Raw genomic sequence first — 16,228 nt, 5'->3', positions numbered from 1 at the left:
CCAGACGGAGTCCAGCATGTCAGATGTGGTACAGCTCGAACGCCGGGGCGAGATTGCCCTGGTGACGGTCGACAACCCACCGGTGAACGCCCTCGGACAGCCCGTTCGCGCCGGGCTGCTCGCCGCCTTCCAGCAGGCCGAGGCCGATCCGCAGGTGCGCGCCGTGGTGCTGGTGTGCGCCGGGCGCACCTTCATGGCCGGCGCCGATATCCGCGAGTTCGGCAAGCCGCCGCAGGCGCCGTCCCTGCCCGAAGTGGTCGACATCCTCGAAGGCGCGAGCAAGCCCAGCGTCGCCGTCATCCACGGCACCGCGCTGGGCGGCGGGCTGGAAGTCGCCCTGGCCTGCCACTACCGCATCGCCCGTCGCGACGCCCAGGTCGGCCTGCCGGAAGTGAAGCTCGGCCTGCTCCCCGGCGCCGGCGGCACCCAGCGCCTGCCGCGCCTGGCCGGGGTGGAAAAGGCCCTGGACATGATCGTCTCCGGCACGCCGATCCGCGCCCCCGAAGCGCTCGAATGCCATGTCGTCGACGAACTGTTCGACGGCGATCTCAGCGACGCCGGCCTCGCCTTCGCCCAGCGCCTGCTGGCCGACGGCAAAGGCCCGCGCCGCACCGGCGAGCGCAACGAGCGCGTGCAGGAAGACGGCCTCGCCGAGCTGATCGCCCACAAGCGCGGCGAAGTGCAGAAGCGTCTGCCCGGCCAGTTCTCCCCGCTGCGCTGCATCGATGCAGTGGAAGCGGCGACACAGTTGCCGTTGCGCGAAGGCCTGGTGCGCGAGCGCGAGCTGTTCATGCAGTGCATGGAATCGCCGCAGCGCGCGGCGCTGATTCACGCCTTCTTCGCCGAACGCGAAGCCGCCAAGGTCGATGGCCTGGATGCCGATGTGCAGCCACGGGACATCCGCCGCGCCGCCGTCATCGGTGGCGGCACCATGGGCGTCGGCATCCTGCTGTGCTTCGCCAATGCCGGCATCCCGGTGCAACTGCTGGAAGTGAATGAAGAAGCCCTGCAACGCGGCCTCGACCGCTCTCGCAGCCTCTACGCCGCCAGCGTGGCGCGTGGCAGCCTCGACGCTGGGGAGATGGAGCGGCGCATGGCCCTGATCAGCGGCGTGCTCGACTACGCCGCGCTGGGCGATGCCGACGTGGTGGTCGAGGCGGTGTTCGAAAGCCTGGAGGTGAAGCGCCAGGTCTTCGAACAGCTGGATGCCGTGTGCAAGCCCGGTGCGATCCTCGCCAGCAATACTTCCTCGCTGGACCTCAACCAGATCGCCGCCTTCACGAAGCGTCCGCAGGACGTGGTCGGCCTGCACTTCTTCAGCCCGGCCAACGTCATGCGCCTGCTCGAAGTGGTGCGTGGCAAGGCCACCAGCGCTGCCGTGCTCGCCACGTCCATGCAGCTGGGCAAGAAGCTGAAGAAGGTCTCGGTGGTGGTCGGCGTGTGCGACGGCTTCGTCGGCAACCGCATGATCTTCCAGTACGGCCGCCAGGCCGAATTCCTCCTGGAGGAGGGCGCCACACCGGCGCAGGTGGACCGCGCGCTGCGCGCCTTCGGCATGGCCATGGGGCCGCTGGCGGTGCGCGACATGTCCGGTCTGGACATCAGCCACGCGATCCGCTCGCGCCAGCGGCCGCACCTCAAGCCCGGCCAGACCCTGCCCACGGTGCTCGATCACCTGATCGCCGCCGGCATGCTCGGGCAGAAGACCGGCACCGGCTTCTACCAGTACGGCGAAGGCGGCCGCGCCGCCCAGGACAACCCGGCGCTGCCGGCCATGCTGGAGCAGGCCGCTGCCGCACGCGGCATCACCCGCGCGCCGGTCAGCGATGAGGAAATCGTCCAGCGCTGCGTCTACGCGCTGATCAACGAGGCCGCCAACATCCTCGACGAAGGCATCGCCCAGCGCGCCAGCGACGTCGACGTGATCTTCGTCAACGGCTACGGCTTCCCCACCTGGCGCGGCGGCCCGCTGTTCTATGCCGACAGCGTGGGCCTCGCCCGCGTGCTCGAACGAATCCGCGAGTTCCACCAGCGCCTGGGCGCCTGGTGGCAGCCCGCACCGCTACTCGAACGCCTGGTGGCCGAAGGCCGCCGCTTCGCCGATCTCTGAGGAGTCGCCATGGACATCCATTTCACCCCCGACGAACTGGCCTTCCGCGATGAAGTCCGCCACTTCCTCGGCAGCAAACTGCCCCAGGACATCGCCAGCAAGGTGCGCCTGGGCAAACACCTGAACAAGGCCGACCACCAGCGCTGGCAGCGCGTACTCGCCGAGCAGGGCTGGTACGCCACGCACTGGCCGGAGGAGTACGGCGGCACCGGCTGGAACGCCGTGCAGAAGCACATCTTCGAAGAGGAATGCGCCGCCTTCGGCGCGCCGCGCACCATCCCCTTCGGCGTCAACATGGTCGCCCCGGTACTCATCAAATTCGGTACGCCCGAGCAGCAGGCACACTACCTGCCGCGCATCCTCGACGGCACCGACTGGTGGTGCCAGGGCTACTCCGAGCCGGGCGCCGGCTCCGACCTCGCGTCGCTGAAGACCCGCGCCGTGCGCGACGGTGACCATTACGTGGTGAACGGCCAGAAGACCTGGACCACCCTCGGCCAGCACGCCGACTGGATCTTCTGCCTGGTGCGCACCGACCCCGAGGCGCAGCAGCAGCGCGGCATCAGCTTCCTGCTGATCGACATGAACACGCCCGGCATTACCGTGCGCCCGATCATCACCCTGGACGGCGAGCACGAGGTCAACGAGGTGTTCTTCGACAACGTGCGCGTGCCGGTGGAAAACCTGGTGGGCCGCGAGAACGAAGGCTGGACCTGCGCCAAGTACCTGCTGACCTACGAGCGCACCGGCCTGGCCGGCATCGGCGCGTCCAAGGCGGTGCTCGCGCACCTGAAGCAGGTCGCCAGCCGCGAGCTGTGCGACGGCAAGCCGATGCTCGACGACCCGCTGTTCCGCGCCCAGGTGGCGGAAGTGGAGATGCAGCTGATGGCCATCGAGATGAGCACCCTGCGCATCCTCGCCGCCGCCCGCGAAGGCGGCGTGCCCGGCGCGGAAAGCTCGATCCTCAAGGTGAAGGGCACGGAGATCCGCCAGGCCATCAGCCACCTGCTGCGCAAGGTACTCGGCCCCTACGCGCTGCCCTTCATCGAGGACGAGTTCGAGCTGGGCAGCGAGGCGCTGCACGCGGACTACTCGGCCGCGCCGGCCAGCCAGTACTTCAACCTGCGCAAGCTGTCGATCTTCGGCGGCTCCAACGAAATCCAGAAGAACATCGTCTCCAAGATGATTCTCGAGCTGTGAGGGCCTGACCGTGGACTTCAAACTGAGCGAAGAGCAGCAGATGCTGCAGGACACCACGGCGCGCCTGGTGCGCGACGCCTACCCGTTCGACAAGCGCGAGGGCTTCAGCAGGAGCGAACTGGGTTACAGCGCCGAGTTCTGGCGCCAGCTCGGCGAGCTGGGGCTGACCTCGGTGTCGCTGCCGGAGAGTCACGGCGGCTTCGGTGGCGGCGTGGAGAGCATGCTGGTGCTGACAGAACTGGGCCGTGGCCTGTGCCTGGAGCCCTACCTGCAATCGGTGGTACACGGCGGCGGGCTGCTCGCCCAGCTGGGCAGTGACGCGCAGAAGGACCATTGGCTGCCGCGCATCGCCAGCGGCGAAGCGCAGCTGGCGGTTGCCCTCGAAGAGCCGCAAAGCCACTACCAGCTGCACGACGTACAGACCCGCGCGGAGCCGGCCGGCGACCGCTGGAAACTCAGCGGGCGCAAGGCGGTGGTGATCGGCGGGCAGAGCGCCACGGCGATCCTGGTATCGGCGCGGGTATCCGGCCAGGCGCGGGACGAGGCGGGCATCGGCCTGTTCCTCGTCGATCCGCAACAGGCCGGCGTAAGTCGCCGCGACTACCCGACGGTGGACGGCCAGCGCGCTTGCGAGCTGTTCCTCGACGGTGCAATCGGCGAAGCCATCGGCGCCCCCGGCGAGGCGCTGCCAGCGCTGCGTTATCAACAGGGCCGCGCCATCGCCGCGCAGTGCGCCGAAGCCCTCGGCAGCCTGCAGGAAGCCTGCGCGCTGACCCTGGACTACCTGAAGACGCGCAAGCAGTTCGGCATCCCCATCGGCAAGTTCCAGGTGCTGCAGCACCGCATGGTGGACATGCGCAGCGAGCTGGAACAAGCCACCAGCATGGCCATCCTCGCCGCCTGCGTCGCCGACCAGCCCGACAGCGCCGAGCGCAGCCGCACCCTGGCAGCGGCCAAGTTCATCGTCACCCGCGCCGCGCGCTTCGTGGCCGAGCAGGCGATCCAGCTGCACGGCGGCATCGGCATGACCTGGGAATACGTTCTGGCCCACCACGCCAAGCGCCTGGTGATGCTCAGCCACCAGCTGGGCGACGACGATCATCACCTGAAGGTGTATGCGGGGTTGATGGAAGTCGCCTGAGGCAGAGCCTGTAGGAGCGAGCTTGCTCGCGAACGGGGTTCACCGGCAGCTCCAGCGCTGGGCGGTTCGCGAGCAAGCTCGCTCCTACAAGGGAAAGTCCTGAGCGGAGGCATGCCCTCTCCCTAACCCTCTCCCTGAAGGGAGAGGGGACCGTCCCGAGCGAGTTGAAAGTTCGGAGCTCGCCGGCAAACACGGTGGTAGCAACGAACGCCGAACAACTCCCTCTCCCTTCAGGGAGAGGGCTGGGGAGAGGGTTCATGAACGGCAGAGGAGTAAATCGAGAAATCTAACTGCGGTATATCAGGCCCCAAGACTCTCGATATCCCGCGCCAGCATCTCCAGCTCATGGGCCAGCGAGCCGCGTAGCGTCTCCTCGCTGAGCTGGAACGACGGCGCGCCGCAGGTCAGCGCCATCAGCCCGCCGTCGGCCAGGCGCAGCGGCACGCCAGCAGCCCGCACGTTGCGGTCCCAGTCGCCCAGGGACAGGCAGAAGCCATGCTCCCAGTACTCCTCGAACGACGCTTCCAGCGACGCACGCATGGCGCTCCAGTCGCCTTCGTGGCGCGCCTGCAGCGCCGACAGCAGGTGCTCGCGCTCCTGCTCTGGCGTCGCCGCCAGATAGGCGCGGCCGGCAGCGGTGGTCGCCAGCGGCAGACGGACGCCGGCGTCCATGCGCAGGGAAGTGGCTTCCGGCGGGCGGCAGTTTTCCACGTAGATCATCGACAGCCAGTCACGGCAGGTCAGGCCGACCGTGGTGTTGGTGCGGCGGGCAAAGGCGTCCATGTACGGCTTGGCCAACTGGCGTACGCGCAGGTTGGAAACGTAGGCGTAGCCCAGCGCCAGCACGCCGGAGTCCAGCTGGTACTTCTCGTGCTGCTGCGAGTAGCAGAGGTAGCCGAGTTGGGTGAGGGTGTAGGTCATGCGCGACACGGTGGCCTTGGGCAGGCCGGTGATCCGCGAGATTTCCTGGTTGCCGAGCACCACCGAGCCGTGGGTGAAGGCGCGCAACACGTCCAGGCCGCGGGCCAGCGCCTCGACGTACTTGCGGTCCTTGGGGGTGCTGCTGTCTTCGACGTCGTCGCTCATGGGGCCTCGGGCGGGGGAATGCTGTTGCGGCGCCACGCGCGGCGCGGGCGAACGATAGCAGATAGCCCTGTCGCCCCGCAGCGGTCCGCGTGTGCTCGTTGCGCCGGACTAGCCTATCGCATACCATCGATTTCGACACGATGTTTCGCTGTGCAGAACAACAATTCGAATCCAGAGCCAGTAAAGGCTCGAGAAAGAAACGGAGAAGTCGATGTCTGCTCAACCCTCCGGCCACGTGGCCCGCGAGATCGCCCGCCACAGCTACGAGAATCTCCACGACCTGCTGCGCCACGCCTGCCACGAATTTCCCCAGCGCCAGGCCTTCTCCTGCGGCGACAGCCACCTCACCTTCGCCGAGCTGGAACGCCAGGCCGACGCCTTCGCCCGCTACCTGCGCCACCATGCCGGCCTGCAACCCGGTGATCGCCTGGCGCTGATGCTGCCCAACTCCCTGCAGTACCCCATCGCCACCTTCGGCGCGCTGAAGGCCGGCGTGGTGCTGGTGAACACCAATCCGCAATACACCGCCAGCGAACTGCGCCACCAGCTGGCCGACTCCGGCGCCAGCGCCGTGCTGCTGCTCGACCGCCTGCTGCCGCTGCTGCGCGGCGTGCAGGCGCACAGCGAGGTACACCAGGTATTGCTGACCTCCATCGACGACATGGAGCGCCCGCAACTCGACTGCGACGACGCCGACTGCACCCGCTTCCAGCATGCCCTGCGCCTGGGCGCCGAGGCGCCGCCGGTGGACAGCGAGCCGGGCCTGGATCGCCTCGCGCTGCTGCAATACACCGGCGGCACCACCGGTGTCTCCAAGGGCGCGATGCTCAGCCACCGCAGCCTGATCGCCAACGTGGTGCAGACCCTGGAGCTGTTCCTGCGCCCCGGCCTGCTGGAGCCGGCCACCGACGTGCGCATCGCGCCGCTGCCGCTGTACCACATCATGGCCTTCTCGACGAACCTGCTGTCCTCGGTGGGCATGGGCCTGCACACGGTGTTCATCCGCGACGGCCGCAACCTCGACGAAATCCTCGGCGCCATGCGCCGCTATCCCTTCACCCTGATGAGCGGGATCAACACGCTGTTCGTCGGCCTGATGAACCACCCCGAGTTCCCCAGCATCGACTTCAGCCACCTCAAATGGGTGACCTCCGGCGGCGCGCCGCTGAACCGCGAAGTGGGCCGGCGCTGGGAAGCGCTGACCGGCGCGCCGGTGCGTGAAGGCTTCGGGCTGACCGAGGCGTCGCCCGTCGTCTCCACAGGCACCTTGCTCAGCCCGTACCGCGAGGGCTACGTCGGCCAGGCGCTGGTGGACACCGAGCTGCGCACAGTGGACGAGGAGGGCAACGACACCGGCCCCGACCAGCCCGGCGAGCTCTGGCTGCGCGGCCCGCAGGTGATGCAGGGCTACTGGCAGCGCCCTGAGGAAAGTGCCCAGGTGCTGACCGCCGACGGCTGGCTGAAGACCGGCGACATTGCCGAACTGGACGCCAACGGCATGCTGAAGATCGTCGACCGCAAGAAAGACATGATCCTGGTCTCAGGCTTCAACGTGTTCCCCAACGAGGTGGAAGATGCGGTGATGCGCCATCCCGGCGTGCGCGAGTGCATAGCGATCGGCGTGCCGGACGAGCGCAAGGGCGAATCGGTGAAGCTGTTCGTCAGCCTCAAGGACGCGTCGCTGGCGCCGGCGCAGATCATCGCCCACTGCCGCGAGCACCTCACCGGCTACAAGGTGCCGAGCTTCGTCGAGGTGCTCGACGAGTTGCCCAAGACCAGTGTCGGCAAGCTGCTGCGCCGCCAGCTGCGCGACCTGGAGCTGGCGAAGAGGTCCACCGTGTGAGCACAGCGTCTATGGTTGATGCAGGTACGCACGACGAGACCCGCAGCATGACCGAGTCCTTCCACCGTATCGGCGTGATCGGCGCCGGGGCCATGGGCCGCGGCATTGCCCAGCTGTTCGCCAGCGCCGGTCTGCCGGTGCGGCTGTACGACAGCACCCCGCAGACCGTGGAGCAGGCGCTGGCCTTCAACCGCGAGCTGCTGGAGCGCGCGGTCGCCAAGGGCAGGCTCGCCCCCGACGCGCTCGCGGCGACGATGCAGCGCCTGCTGCCGACCCACAGCCTGGACGAGCTGGCCGACTGCGACCTGCTGATCGAAGCCATCGTCGAGGACCTCGGCGCCAAGCAGGCGCTGCTCGCCGAGCTGGAAAAACGCGCGGCGCCGGACGCCGTGCTGGCGAGCAATACCTCGTCGCTGTCGGTCACCCGCATCGCCGCGCGCTGCCAGCATCCGCAGCGGGTCGCCGGCTTCCACTTCTTCAACCCGGTGACGCTGATGCGCATCGTCGAGGTGGTCCGCGGCCAGCTCACCGACGAATCGGTGGTGCGCCGTCTGAGCCGCCTGGCGGAGCAGGCCGGGCACTTCCCGGCAGTGTCGCCGGACAGCCCCGGCTTCATCGTCAACCATGCTGGCCGGGCCTTCAGCACCGAGGCGCTGCGCATCCTCGGCGAAGGCATCGCCAGCCCGGCGCAGATCGACCGCATCCTGCGCGACGGCGTGGGCTTCCGCATGGGGCCCTTCGAGCTGCTCGACCTGACCGGCCTGGACGTCTCCCACGCGGTGATGGAATCGCTCTACCAGCAGTTCTACCAGGACCCGCGCTACACCCCTTCGGCCCTGGCCGCGCAGCGGGTCGCCGGCGGCCTGCTGGGTCGCAAGACGGGCGAGGGCTTCTACCGCTACCGCGACGGCCAGCAGGTTCACGAGCCCGAGCAGCAGCACGACAGCGTGCTGCTCAATCGCCCCTACTGGCTCGACAGCCAGGACCCGGAGCTGCGCCACCGCGTGGCGGCGATCCTCACCCTCGGCGGCGTGGTGCTGGAGACCGGCGAAGCGCCGTCGTCCCGCGCCATCTGTCTGGTTACCCCGCTGGGCGTGGACGCCAGCACGCGCATCGACGCCCTCGGCCTGCCACCCGAACGCAGCCTGGCGCTGGAAACCTTCACCGAACTGGACCGCCGCCGCGTGCTGATGCGCCAGCCGGCGCTCGACCCGGCACTGGAAGCCCAGGCGCGCCAGGCGCTGGGCAGCGACGGCGTGCCGGTGGAAGTGATCAACGACTCGCCCGGCTTCATCAGCCAGCGCATCGTCGCCGGCATCGTCAATCTCGGCGGCGAGATCGCCCAGCGCGGCATCGCCACACCAGTGACGCTGGACCGTGCGGTGCAACTGGCGCTGGGCTATCCGCTGGGCCCGCTGGCGTTCGGCGAGCACTATGGCGCGGCGCGCATCCTCACCATCCTCCAGGGCCTGCAGGCCTGCTACGGCGAGGCGCGCTACCGGCCCAGCCCCTGGCTGCGCCGCCGGGTGCAACTAGACTTGCCCCTGCACAGCCCCGACGCGGCGGAGTGATCCGCCGCCCCGCCTGATCGTTTTCTGTCCGCTGGCGCTAACCGCGCGCATCGCCGGTTGGCGCACTCTGGGCGCAGGTCCGGTGTCGGTGGTCGCGCGACTGCCCGTGCGACGGCGCCGGCCCGCGCCCTCAACCCGAGATACAACAAGAACAACGAGGAACACCTCATGCGCCACTGGCTGCCCGCTCTCGCGCTGCTTCCCCTGTTCGCCGGCCACGCCTGGGCCGCCACGCCAACGCCGCAGGAGGCTCGCGACCTCGCCGAGCAGGCCTACCTGTTCAGCTTCGCCACCGCCGAGCACGGCAAGACCCTGCAGGCGCTCGCCGCCAAGCTGCCGGTGAACTACCTGTACAACAAGACCACGCTGCTCGGCCCGGACGACCGCACCGTGGTCTCACCGAACAACGACACGCTGTACTCCTACGCCCTGCTCGACCTGCGCGAACACCCGGTGGTACTCAGCGTGCCGGCGGTGCCGCAGCGTTACTACAGCTTCCAGCTGATCGACATGCGCACCAACAACCTCGACTACATCGGCACCCGCGCCACCGGCCGCAACGCCGGCAGCTTCCTGATCGCCGGCCCCGACTGGGACGGGCAGAAGCCGGACGGCTTCAACGGCCAGGTGGTCCGCTCGCCCAGCCGCATCGTCTTCCTGCTCGGCCGCACCGCCGTGGAAGGCGAGGCCGACATCGATGCCGCCAAGGCCGTGATGGACGGCTACAAGCTGCGCAGCACCCAACCGACGCTGCTGCCGCACAAGATGGACGTGCCGGCGTACCAGCCGACCAAGGAAGGCCCGGCGGAGAATGCCTTCATCGACTTCAACGGGCTCTCCGCCTGGCATGCCTGGAGCCCGGAAGAGCAACAGCGCCTGCAGCAGTTCGCGCAGATCGGCGTGGGCACCGGCAAGCCGTTCGACGCCTCGCAGTTGCCGGCGGACGTCGCCCAGGCCGTCCGGCAGGGCGCCGAGGCCGGCCGCGAGAAGATCCTCGCGGCGACCGAACGCTTCGCCGCGCCGGTCAATGGCTGGCAGAACTCGCCCACCAACATCGGCCACTACGGCAGCGACGATCTGACCCGCTCGGCGGTGGCCTGGAAGTACCTCTACGCCAACGACCCGGCCGAGGCGATGTACCCGCTCACCCGCGTCGATGCCACCGGCCAGCCCCTGGAAGGCGGGCGCTCCTACCGCCTGCACTTCGCCCCGGACCAGTTGCCGCCGGTGGACGCCTTCTGGTCGATCACCCTGTACGACAGCAAGACGCAGATGCTCTCGGCCAACCCGCTCAATCGCTACACGCTCAACAGCGGAGGCGGGTTGAAAAGGGACGCTGACGGCGGCCTGACCCTGAGCATCCAGCACGCCCAGCCGTCCACCACCGACAATTGGCTGCCTGCGCCGCCAGGGCCGTTCAACCTGATCCTGCGCATGTACCTGCCGCAGGAGAAAGCACTCAAGGGCCAGTACCTGCCACCAGCCGTGCAACCCGTCGCCAGCCAGCCCGTCGCCGCCAAGGAATAACCGTGAACCCGACTATCAACCGCCGCCGTTTCCTCGGCGCCAGCGGTGCGCTCGGCTTCGGCCTGGGTTGCGCACCCGACTGGCTGCTGGCCGCCGCAACCGAGTTGAAGCCCGCAGTGGAGAGCGACCCGAAAGTGTTCCAGGAAACCATCGACCAGGAAATCATCCGCCAGGCGTGGATCTACGCCTACCCGATGCTGATGCACTACCAGACCCTGCACAAACAGGCGCTGGATGCGCAGTCGCCGGAGTACGTCGGCGGCTTCGGGGTGTTCCGCCACTACAGCGAACTGTTCACGCCGAAGAACCGCGACATCGTCACGCCGAACAACGACACGCCCTACTCCTGGGCCTGGCTCGACCTGCGCGCCGAGCCCTGGGTGCTCAGCGTGCCGGCAGTGGCTGCGGACCGCTACTACGTGCACCAGTTGGTGGACCAGTACACCTTCAACTTCGGCTACGTCGGCGTGCTGTCCACCGGCCGTGAGGCGGGCGACTACCTGATCGCCGGGCCGGACTGGACCGGCGAGACGCCGCCCGGCATCCGCCAGGTGCTGCGCAGCGAGACACAGATCGCCATGATTCTCGGCCGCACCGGCCTGCGCGACGCCAACGACCTGCCAGCCGTGCGCGAGTTGCAGCAGCAGTATCGGCTGCGCCCGCTGCACGAGTTCGCCGGTCACCCGGCTCCGGCGGCGGCACCTGCCGTCGCCTGGATGCCCTGGGAATACCCGCGCGACCTGGGGCCGGCATTCATCCCCCACCTGAACCAGATTCTCGCCTTCTGCCCGGTGGACCCGAGCGAGGTGGAGCTGCGCCAGCGCTTCGCCCGCGTCGGCATCGGCGCGGGGATGGCGTTCGATCCGACGGCTTTAAGCCCGGAGCAACGCCAGACGCTGGGGGCAGGCATCGGCCAGGCCGTGGCCGAACTCAAGGCCAAGGGTGCGACGCTGCGCTCTTCCGCCGGCCTGTTCGGCAGCCGCGCGGCGATGCACAACGACTACCTCAGCCGTGCGGCAGCGGCCGCCAGCGGCATCTACGGCAACAGCGTGGAAGAAGCGATCTACTTCGGCACCCGCAGCGACCTTAGCCAGCAACCGCTGCTGGGCGGCCAGCGTTACCGCCTGCACTTCCCGCCGGGCGCGCTGCCACCGGCGAAGGAGTTCTGGTCGATCACCCTCTACGACCTGCCGGACCGCCAACTGGTGGACAACCCCATCCAGCGCTACTGCCTGAGCAGCCGCGACCCGCTGGTGCGCGATGCCGACGGCGGTGTGACGCTGTACATCCAGGCCGATTCGCCCGGCCAGGCGCAACAGGCCAACTGGCTGCCGTCGACGCAGCAGGGACCATTCAACGTCATCCTGCGCCTCTACGGGCCGGAGCAGAAAGTGGTGGGCGGGGAGTGGAAGATGCCGGGGGTGGAGCGGGTTTAAGGACGCAGGGTTCGCTGTAGGAGCGCGTCCCTATGCGCCCATAGAACACGGACCGTTCCTGCAGGGACTCCGCGCGAGGGCCGCCCCCTCACCCTAACCCTAACCCTCTCCCGCGGGGAGAGGGGACTGTTCCGAGCGCTTTGAAAGTTCGGCGCTCGCCGGCTGACTCCGATATCCCCAACCCCGCCGAACGGCCCCCTCTCCCCCTGGGAGAGGGCTGGGGTGAGGGCAGACCCGCGCAACAAGAGTTCCCTCCAGACCGTAGGGCGCATGAAGCGGAACGCTTCATCCGCCGTGACGGCGGATAACGCCCGAGGCGTTATTCGCCCTACTCGCTACAGGGAGATATCGGCGCTGGGCGGTTCGCGAGCAATAACGTGGCGTCCCCCTCACTCCTACAGATCAGTGCCGGGCCGCTTTTCGTAGGAGCGAGCTTGCTCGCGAACCAGCCCCACGCAGGGCTCAGCGGAAGTCGACGAATCCACCCGCCTTCAGTTTCTCCAGCGCCGCCTTGCGCTCAGCCGACGGCAGCGCGCCGAGCTTTTCCACCCGCGCATAGAACGCCGGCCAGTTGCCGCCGACCTGCTGGAACAGCGCGGCAAACGCCGGCACCCACTGGTCGTACAGGCCGAAGGGCAGCAGCTTGGCGTTGTTCAGCGGGCCGTTGACCCAGGCGTCGAAGGGCGCCTTGCCACCCCATTCCTCATCGCGAACCTGCGCGTACTCATGGCGCAGGCGCTCGAATTCGGCAGCCTTGCCGGCGCGCTTTTCCGCGTCGCTGCGCGGGCTGGCGTAGAGCGCCTGCAGGCGCTCGCGGGTATCCAGTACCAGTTGGGTGAAGCGCTTGCGCTGCTCGGCCAGCAACGGCGATTCATCCGGCAGACGGCGCGCCGCGCGCCAGCGGCGGCCGCCCTCGGCCTCGACGAAGGAGGCGTAGGACTCGTTGAAGGCGGTGTCGCCGGGCAGGTAGAACTTCTGGTGCGCCAGCTCGTGGAAGATGGTCTCCGCCAGGCGCTGGTCGCCCCAGCCCAGCATGCTGCTGAGGATCGGATCGTCGAACCAGCCAAGGGTGGAATAGGCCTCCACCCCGCCGACGTAGACGTCCCAGCCTTCCGCTTTCAGGCGCTTCGCCTCGGCCTGCGCCCCCTCGGCGCCGTAGTAGCCGCGGTAGGCCACGCAACCGGCGATGGGGAAGCAGTGGGTCAGCGGCTGCAGCGACAGCTCCGGCGTGGCGAACACGTTCCACACCACATTGGGCCGATGGATATCGGCGTACAGGCGATAGCTGCGGTTGTCCGGCAGGCCCAGCTCGGCGCTGGCGAAGGTGCGCGCCTCCTGGGACAGCTCCAGGCGCTGGCGCAGCGCGGGGTCGCGGCTGGGGTCGGCGACCACCGCGGCCACCGGTTCGCGGGCAGCCAGCAGGCGTACCTGGCCATCGGCCAATTGCGTGTAGTAGCTCACCGTGGAACAACCGCTCAGCGCCCAGATGGCCAGGCAGGGAACCCAGCGGCACAGGCGGCGGTCGAGTGTCGGGATAAGAAGGCGGAAGGGCATGCGCGGAACATAGCACAGGGCCTGGCCCGCCCGCTGCCGCCCCCTCGACCCAGGAGCCAACCCGATGCGCGCCCTCCTCATTCCTGCCGGCCTGCTCACCCTGAGCGGCTGTTCGCTGCTGATGCCCCAGCCCGACCCGAACCGGGCCTGGGTAGACCTGAACACCAACAACCAGAGCGATCTGGCGGCCCTGGAGGTGGACAGCAAGGAGTGGTCGAGCACCCGTTACTTCGAGGTCGACCCCGGCTCCCACGAGCTGCGCGTGCGCTTCCAGTTCCAGGTCGAACCGGTGGACATCGGCCCGGTCGCCGAATCGCTCTGGCGCGATTGCGAGATGACCGTGCAGTACAAGGACTTCAGCGCCGGCCAGCGCTACCGCCTGGAGACCGGCAGCATCGGCTTCCGCCCCTGGGCCAAGCTCTACGATGCCCAGGGCGGCGAGATCGCCCGTGGCCGCGAACGGGGCTGCGCCAAGGCCTGAGCGGAGTATGCTGTGGGATCAGCCCCTGCCAAGGTGATCCGCCATGCGCCTGACTGCCCTGACCCTACCGCTGGGCCTCGCCCTGCTCGCCGGCTGCGCCAGCCCGCTGCCCGCCCACGATCCGCAGATGGCCTGGGTCGACCTCTACACGGCCGCCGGGCGCACGCTGATGGCCGAGAAGCTGGACGGCACGGCGGTGAACGATGGCCGCTACTACCAGGTGACGCCGGGACGGCATGAGCTGGTGGTGCGCTTCCAGTACGAAGTGCCCGCCGGCGGCGGCATGGGCGTGATGAGCGAACCCGCGGAGCTGACCTGCCGGGTCAAGGTGACCTACGACGACTTCGCCGCCGGCCAGCGCTACCAGCTGGAACTGCGCCCACAGCTGCGCAGCGCGCTGGCGCTGCTGACGGACCAGGACGGCAAGCTGGTGGCGAAGACCGATTTCCAGGGCGCGGTGCAGTGCGGGCCGTTCTAGCCGAACCGCTCGCTGCGCGGCTGCAGGATTCGTAGGAGCGGACTCCGTCCGCGATGGGTTGGCGGTGCTTCCTGGCCGTCCTGAGCGGCGATGGAACAATCGCGGACGAAGCCCGCTCCTACGCGGTGTCCAGTCTTGGCGCGAAGGGGAAACTCAGCTGTCGTTCTTCTGGTAGACAATCCGCCGCTGGCCGTTGTCGCAGGTGCCGACCACCATGTTGGGGTCCTTCACCTCGGCCTTGTTCACGATTTCCAGGGTGTAGGAAGTCACCCCGGCGGCCTGGATCTTGGTCTCGATTTCGGCCTTGAGCTCCTCGCAAGGCTTCACCGCCGCCCAACTCGCACCACTCGCCAGCAGCAGCGCCATGCCGATCGCCACGGCGCACTTCTTCGTCAGCATCACAATCCCTCGTCAAAGCCCCACGGCGGGGCACCCTATCCTAACGGTGGACCTCCACCGACGGACAGAGTGCCCCTGGAGGTTCAGACGAGGCTGGCGTCCAGGGTGATGCGCGCATTGAGCACCCGCGACACCGGGCAACCGGCCTTGGCCTTGTCGGCGATGGCCTGGAAGGTCTGCGCGTCAGTGCCTGGCACCTTCGCCTTCAGCGTTAGGTGCACGGCGGTGATGGTGAAGCCGTCGGTGAGCTTTTCCAGGCTGACCTCGGCCTGGGTATCGATGCTCTCGGCGGTCAGCCCGGCCTCGCCGAGCATCATCGACAGGGCCATGGAGAAGCAGCCGGCGTGGGCGGCGCCGATCAGTTCTTCCGGGTTGGTGCCGGGCGCCCCTTCGAAGCGGGTGTTGAAGCCGTAGGGCTGCTCCTTGAGCGCGCCGCTTTCGGTGGAGATCGTGCCCTTGCCGTCCTTCAGGCCACCTTGCCAGTGGGCCGATGCTGATTTCTTCATGTCGCGTCCTCCGCGTGGGTTGCAGTCAGGCTGTTGCAATCTGAGCTTTCGAGGGCGGCGCGAGGGCCGGGGTTCAGCTTTTCTGAAGGGCTCTTCGTAGAACCGAGGGGTCGCCCGGCCCTTGTTCGCGAACGGCTTGGCACCCTGCCGGGCAGGTTCGCGAGCAAGCTCGCTCCTACACGAAGCCTGGGCATGAAAAAGGCCGGGCCCCTCGCGGGTGCCCGGCCTGCCGGCGATTGCCGGGAATCACTTCGAATAGACGATTTCCTTGGTGCCGCCCTCGCAGGAGCCGACGACCTGCTTGCCGCCCGCGCTGCCCTTGTCGACGACCTCCAGGTTGAAGGAGGCGACGCCCTTGGCCTTGATCTTCGCCTCGATCTCCGATTTCAGCTCTTCGCACGGCTTGCCGGCAGCCATCACTTGGCCGGCCAGGGCGAAGACCCCCACAGCGATCAGCAACTTCTTCATCGGTAACGCTCCCTCGTCTTTCACAGGAAAAGGCCCGAACGGGCCGGAAACCGGGCTACCCCGGTACGCACATCCACGCGCCCGCCCAGCATGGCCGATGCGCGTGACAAAAAAGCTCGAGCGTTTCGCGATCTAGCTATTGGCGATGCGGAAGCCGACCTTGATGGTCACCTGGTAATGCCCGACCGCGCCGTTCTCGATATGCCCGCGGGTGTCCACCACCTCGAACCACTCCATGAAGTCGATGCTCTTGGCCGCTTCGGCCAGGGCGTTGTTGATCGCATCCTCGATGCTGGTGCGCGAGGAGCCGACCAGCTCGATCTTCTTGTAGGTGTGGTGATTCGACATCGCGTGCTCCCAGGCGCGCTCGGCGGCGCGCGGTGAGTTGAGTGTCCCTGTTGGACCCTAGTCGATGCGTAGAAGTGCAG

General features: G+C 68.2%; 15 protein-coding genes. 9 read left to right on the top strand and 6 right to left on the bottom strand.

What is annotated here, in order from left to right; all coding sequences use genetic code 11:
* Positions 1-16: 16 nt before the first annotated feature.
* From HNP46_RS03485 to HNP46_RS03475, 3 genes are read left to right on the top strand one after another with little or no spacing between them, the layout of a single operon-like run.
* Positions 17-2,110, top strand: a complete 2,094-nt coding sequence (locus HNP46_RS03485; protein WP_184586123.1) for a 3-hydroxyacyl-CoA dehydrogenase NAD-binding domain-containing protein — start codon at positions 17-19, stop codon at positions 2,108-2,110.
* A gap of 9 nt (positions 2,111-2,119) precedes the next feature.
* The gene (locus tag HNP46_RS03480; RefSeq protein WP_184586122.1) at positions 2,120-3,310 is read left to right on the top strand and encodes an acyl-CoA dehydrogenase family protein; all 1,191 of its coding nucleotides are present in this window, start codon (positions 2,120-2,122) and stop codon (positions 3,308-3,310) included.
* Positions 3,311-3,320: 10 nt separating this feature from the next.
* Positions 3,321-4,451: an acyl-CoA dehydrogenase family protein gene (locus HNP46_RS03475; protein WP_184586121.1), complete on the top strand. Its 1,131-nt coding sequence runs from the start codon at positions 3,321-3,323 to the stop codon at positions 4,449-4,451.
* Positions 4,452-4,751: 300 nt separating this feature from the next.
* Here HNP46_RS03475 and HNP46_RS03470 read toward each other — a convergent pair whose 3' ends face one another.
* Positions 4,752-5,537: an IclR family transcriptional regulator gene (locus HNP46_RS03470; protein ID WP_184586120.1), complete on the bottom strand. Its 786-nt coding sequence runs from the start codon at positions 5,535-5,537 to the stop codon at positions 4,752-4,754.
* Positions 5,538-5,748: 211 nt separating this feature from the next.
* Here HNP46_RS03470 and HNP46_RS03465 point away from each other — a divergent pair, with 211 nt between their 5' ends.
* From HNP46_RS03465 to HNP46_RS03450, 4 genes are all read left to right on the top strand, one after another.
* On the top strand, positions 5,749-7,380 hold the full coding sequence (locus tag HNP46_RS03465) for an AMP-binding protein (protein WP_184586119.1): 1,632 nt from the start codon (positions 5,749-5,751) through the stop codon (positions 7,378-7,380).
* Between the two features lie 47 nt (positions 7,381-7,427).
* The gene (locus tag HNP46_RS03460) at positions 7,428-8,951 is read left to right on the top strand and encodes a 3-hydroxyacyl-CoA dehydrogenase (protein WP_184586118.1); all 1,524 of its coding nucleotides are present in this window, start codon (positions 7,428-7,430) and stop codon (positions 8,949-8,951) included.
* Between the two features lie 168 nt (positions 8,952-9,119).
* A complete protein-coding gene (locus tag HNP46_RS03455) occupies positions 9,120-10,478 on the top strand; it encodes a DUF1254 domain-containing protein (protein WP_184586117.1) in 1,359 nt (452 codons plus the stop codon).
* Between the two features lie 2 nt (positions 10,479-10,480).
* Complete coding sequence (locus HNP46_RS03450; RefSeq protein WP_184586116.1) at positions 10,481-11,914, top strand: DUF1254 domain-containing protein; 1,434 nt, start codon at positions 10,481-10,483, stop codon at positions 11,912-11,914.
* Between the two features lie 462 nt (positions 11,915-12,376).
* Here the strand turns inward: HNP46_RS03450 and HNP46_RS03445 are convergent, their stop codons facing one another.
* A complete protein-coding gene (locus HNP46_RS03445; protein WP_184586115.1) occupies positions 12,377-13,468 on the bottom strand; it encodes an aminopeptidase in 1,092 nt (363 codons plus the stop codon).
* A 64-nt stretch (positions 13,469-13,532) separates the two neighbouring features.
* Here HNP46_RS03445 and HNP46_RS03440 point away from each other — a divergent pair, with 64 nt between their 5' ends.
* Together HNP46_RS03440 and HNP46_RS03435 are read left to right on the top strand one after the other, a co-directional pair.
* Positions 13,533-13,949 (top strand): hypothetical protein, encoded by a 417-nt coding sequence (locus tag HNP46_RS03440; protein ID WP_184586114.1) that lies wholly within the window; start codon positions 13,533-13,535, stop codon positions 13,947-13,949.
* 43 nt (positions 13,950-13,992) lie between these two features.
* Positions 13,993-14,427, top strand: coding sequence for a hypothetical protein (locus HNP46_RS03435; RefSeq protein WP_184586113.1), 435 nt, complete (start codon positions 13,993-13,995; stop codon positions 14,425-14,427).
* 153 nt (positions 14,428-14,580) lie between these two features.
* On the opposite strand, the gene HNP46_RS03430 is transcribed toward HNP46_RS03435, so the two are convergent.
* From HNP46_RS03430 to HNP46_RS03415, 4 genes are all read right to left on the bottom strand, one after another.
* Positions 14,581-14,826 carry a DUF1161 domain-containing protein gene (locus HNP46_RS03430; RefSeq protein WP_184586112.1) on the bottom strand — a complete coding sequence of 82 codons (246 nt, stop codon included), beginning with the start codon at positions 14,824-14,826 and terminating at the stop codon, positions 14,581-14,583.
* Positions 14,827-14,909: 83 nt separating this feature from the next.
* On the bottom strand, positions 14,910-15,332 hold the full coding sequence (locus HNP46_RS03425) for an OsmC family protein (RefSeq protein WP_184586111.1): 423 nt from the start codon (positions 15,330-15,332) through the stop codon (positions 14,910-14,912).
* Between the two features lie 246 nt (positions 15,333-15,578).
* Complete coding sequence (locus tag HNP46_RS03420) at positions 15,579-15,800, bottom strand: DUF1161 domain-containing protein (protein ID WP_184586110.1); 222 nt, start codon at positions 15,798-15,800, stop codon at positions 15,579-15,581.
* A 132-nt stretch (positions 15,801-15,932) separates the two neighbouring features.
* Complete coding sequence (locus HNP46_RS03415) at positions 15,933-16,148, bottom strand: dodecin (protein WP_184586109.1); 216 nt, start codon at positions 16,146-16,148, stop codon at positions 15,933-15,935.
* Positions 16,149-16,228 lie beyond the last annotated feature (80 nt).

The sequence above is a fragment of the Pseudomonas nitroreducens genome (genome assembly GCF_014204515.1).
GTDB classification, from domain to species: domain Bacteria; phylum Pseudomonadota; class Gammaproteobacteria; order Pseudomonadales; family Pseudomonadaceae; genus Pseudomonas; species Pseudomonas nitritireducens_A.
This window is presented reverse-complemented; position numbering and strand designations above follow the sequence as displayed.

What these genes read in the sequence shown, in the direction of transcription:
- HNP46_RS03485 (WP_184586123.1), top strand. Translation starts at nt 17, where the DNA reads ATGTCAGATGTGGTACAGCTCGAACGCCGGGGCGAGATTGCCCTGGTG.
- HNP46_RS03480 (WP_184586122.1), top strand. Translation starts at nt 2,120, where the DNA reads ATGGACATCCATTTCACCCCCGACGAACTGGCCTTCCGCGATGAAGTC.
- HNP46_RS03470 (WP_184586120.1), bottom strand. Translation starts at nt 5,537, where the DNA reads ATGAGCGACGACGTCGAAGACAGCAGCACCCCCAAGGACCGCAAGTAC.
- HNP46_RS03465 (WP_184586119.1), top strand. Translation starts at nt 5,749, where the DNA reads ATGTCTGCTCAACCCTCCGGCCACGTGGCCCGCGAGATCGCCCGCCAC.
- HNP46_RS03460 (WP_184586118.1), top strand. Translation starts at nt 7,428, where the DNA reads ATGACCGAGTCCTTCCACCGTATCGGCGTGATCGGCGCCGGGGCCATG.
- HNP46_RS03455 (WP_184586117.1), top strand. Translation starts at nt 9,120, where the DNA reads ATGCGCCACTGGCTGCCCGCTCTCGCGCTGCTTCCCCTGTTCGCCGGC.
- HNP46_RS03445 (WP_184586115.1), bottom strand. Translation starts at nt 13,468, where the DNA reads ATGCCCTTCCGCCTTCTTATCCCGACACTCGACCGCCGCCTGTGCCGC.
- HNP46_RS03440 (WP_184586114.1), top strand. Translation starts at nt 13,533, where the DNA reads ATGCGCGCCCTCCTCATTCCTGCCGGCCTGCTCACCCTGAGCGGCTGT.
- HNP46_RS03435 (WP_184586113.1), top strand. Translation starts at nt 13,993, where the DNA reads ATGCGCCTGACTGCCCTGACCCTACCGCTGGGCCTCGCCCTGCTCGCC.
- HNP46_RS03430 (WP_184586112.1), bottom strand. Translation starts at nt 14,826, where the DNA reads ATGCTGACGAAGAAGTGCGCCGTGGCGATCGGCATGGCGCTGCTGCTG.
- HNP46_RS03425 (WP_184586111.1), bottom strand. Translation starts at nt 15,332, where the DNA reads ATGAAGAAATCAGCATCGGCCCACTGGCAAGGTGGCCTGAAGGACGGC.
- HNP46_RS03420 (WP_184586110.1), bottom strand. Translation starts at nt 15,800, where the DNA reads ATGAAGAAGTTGCTGATCGCTGTGGGGGTCTTCGCCCTGGCCGGCCAA.
- HNP46_RS03415 (WP_184586109.1), bottom strand. Translation starts at nt 16,148, where the DNA reads ATGTCGAATCACCACACCTACAAGAAGATCGAGCTGGTCGGCTCCTCG.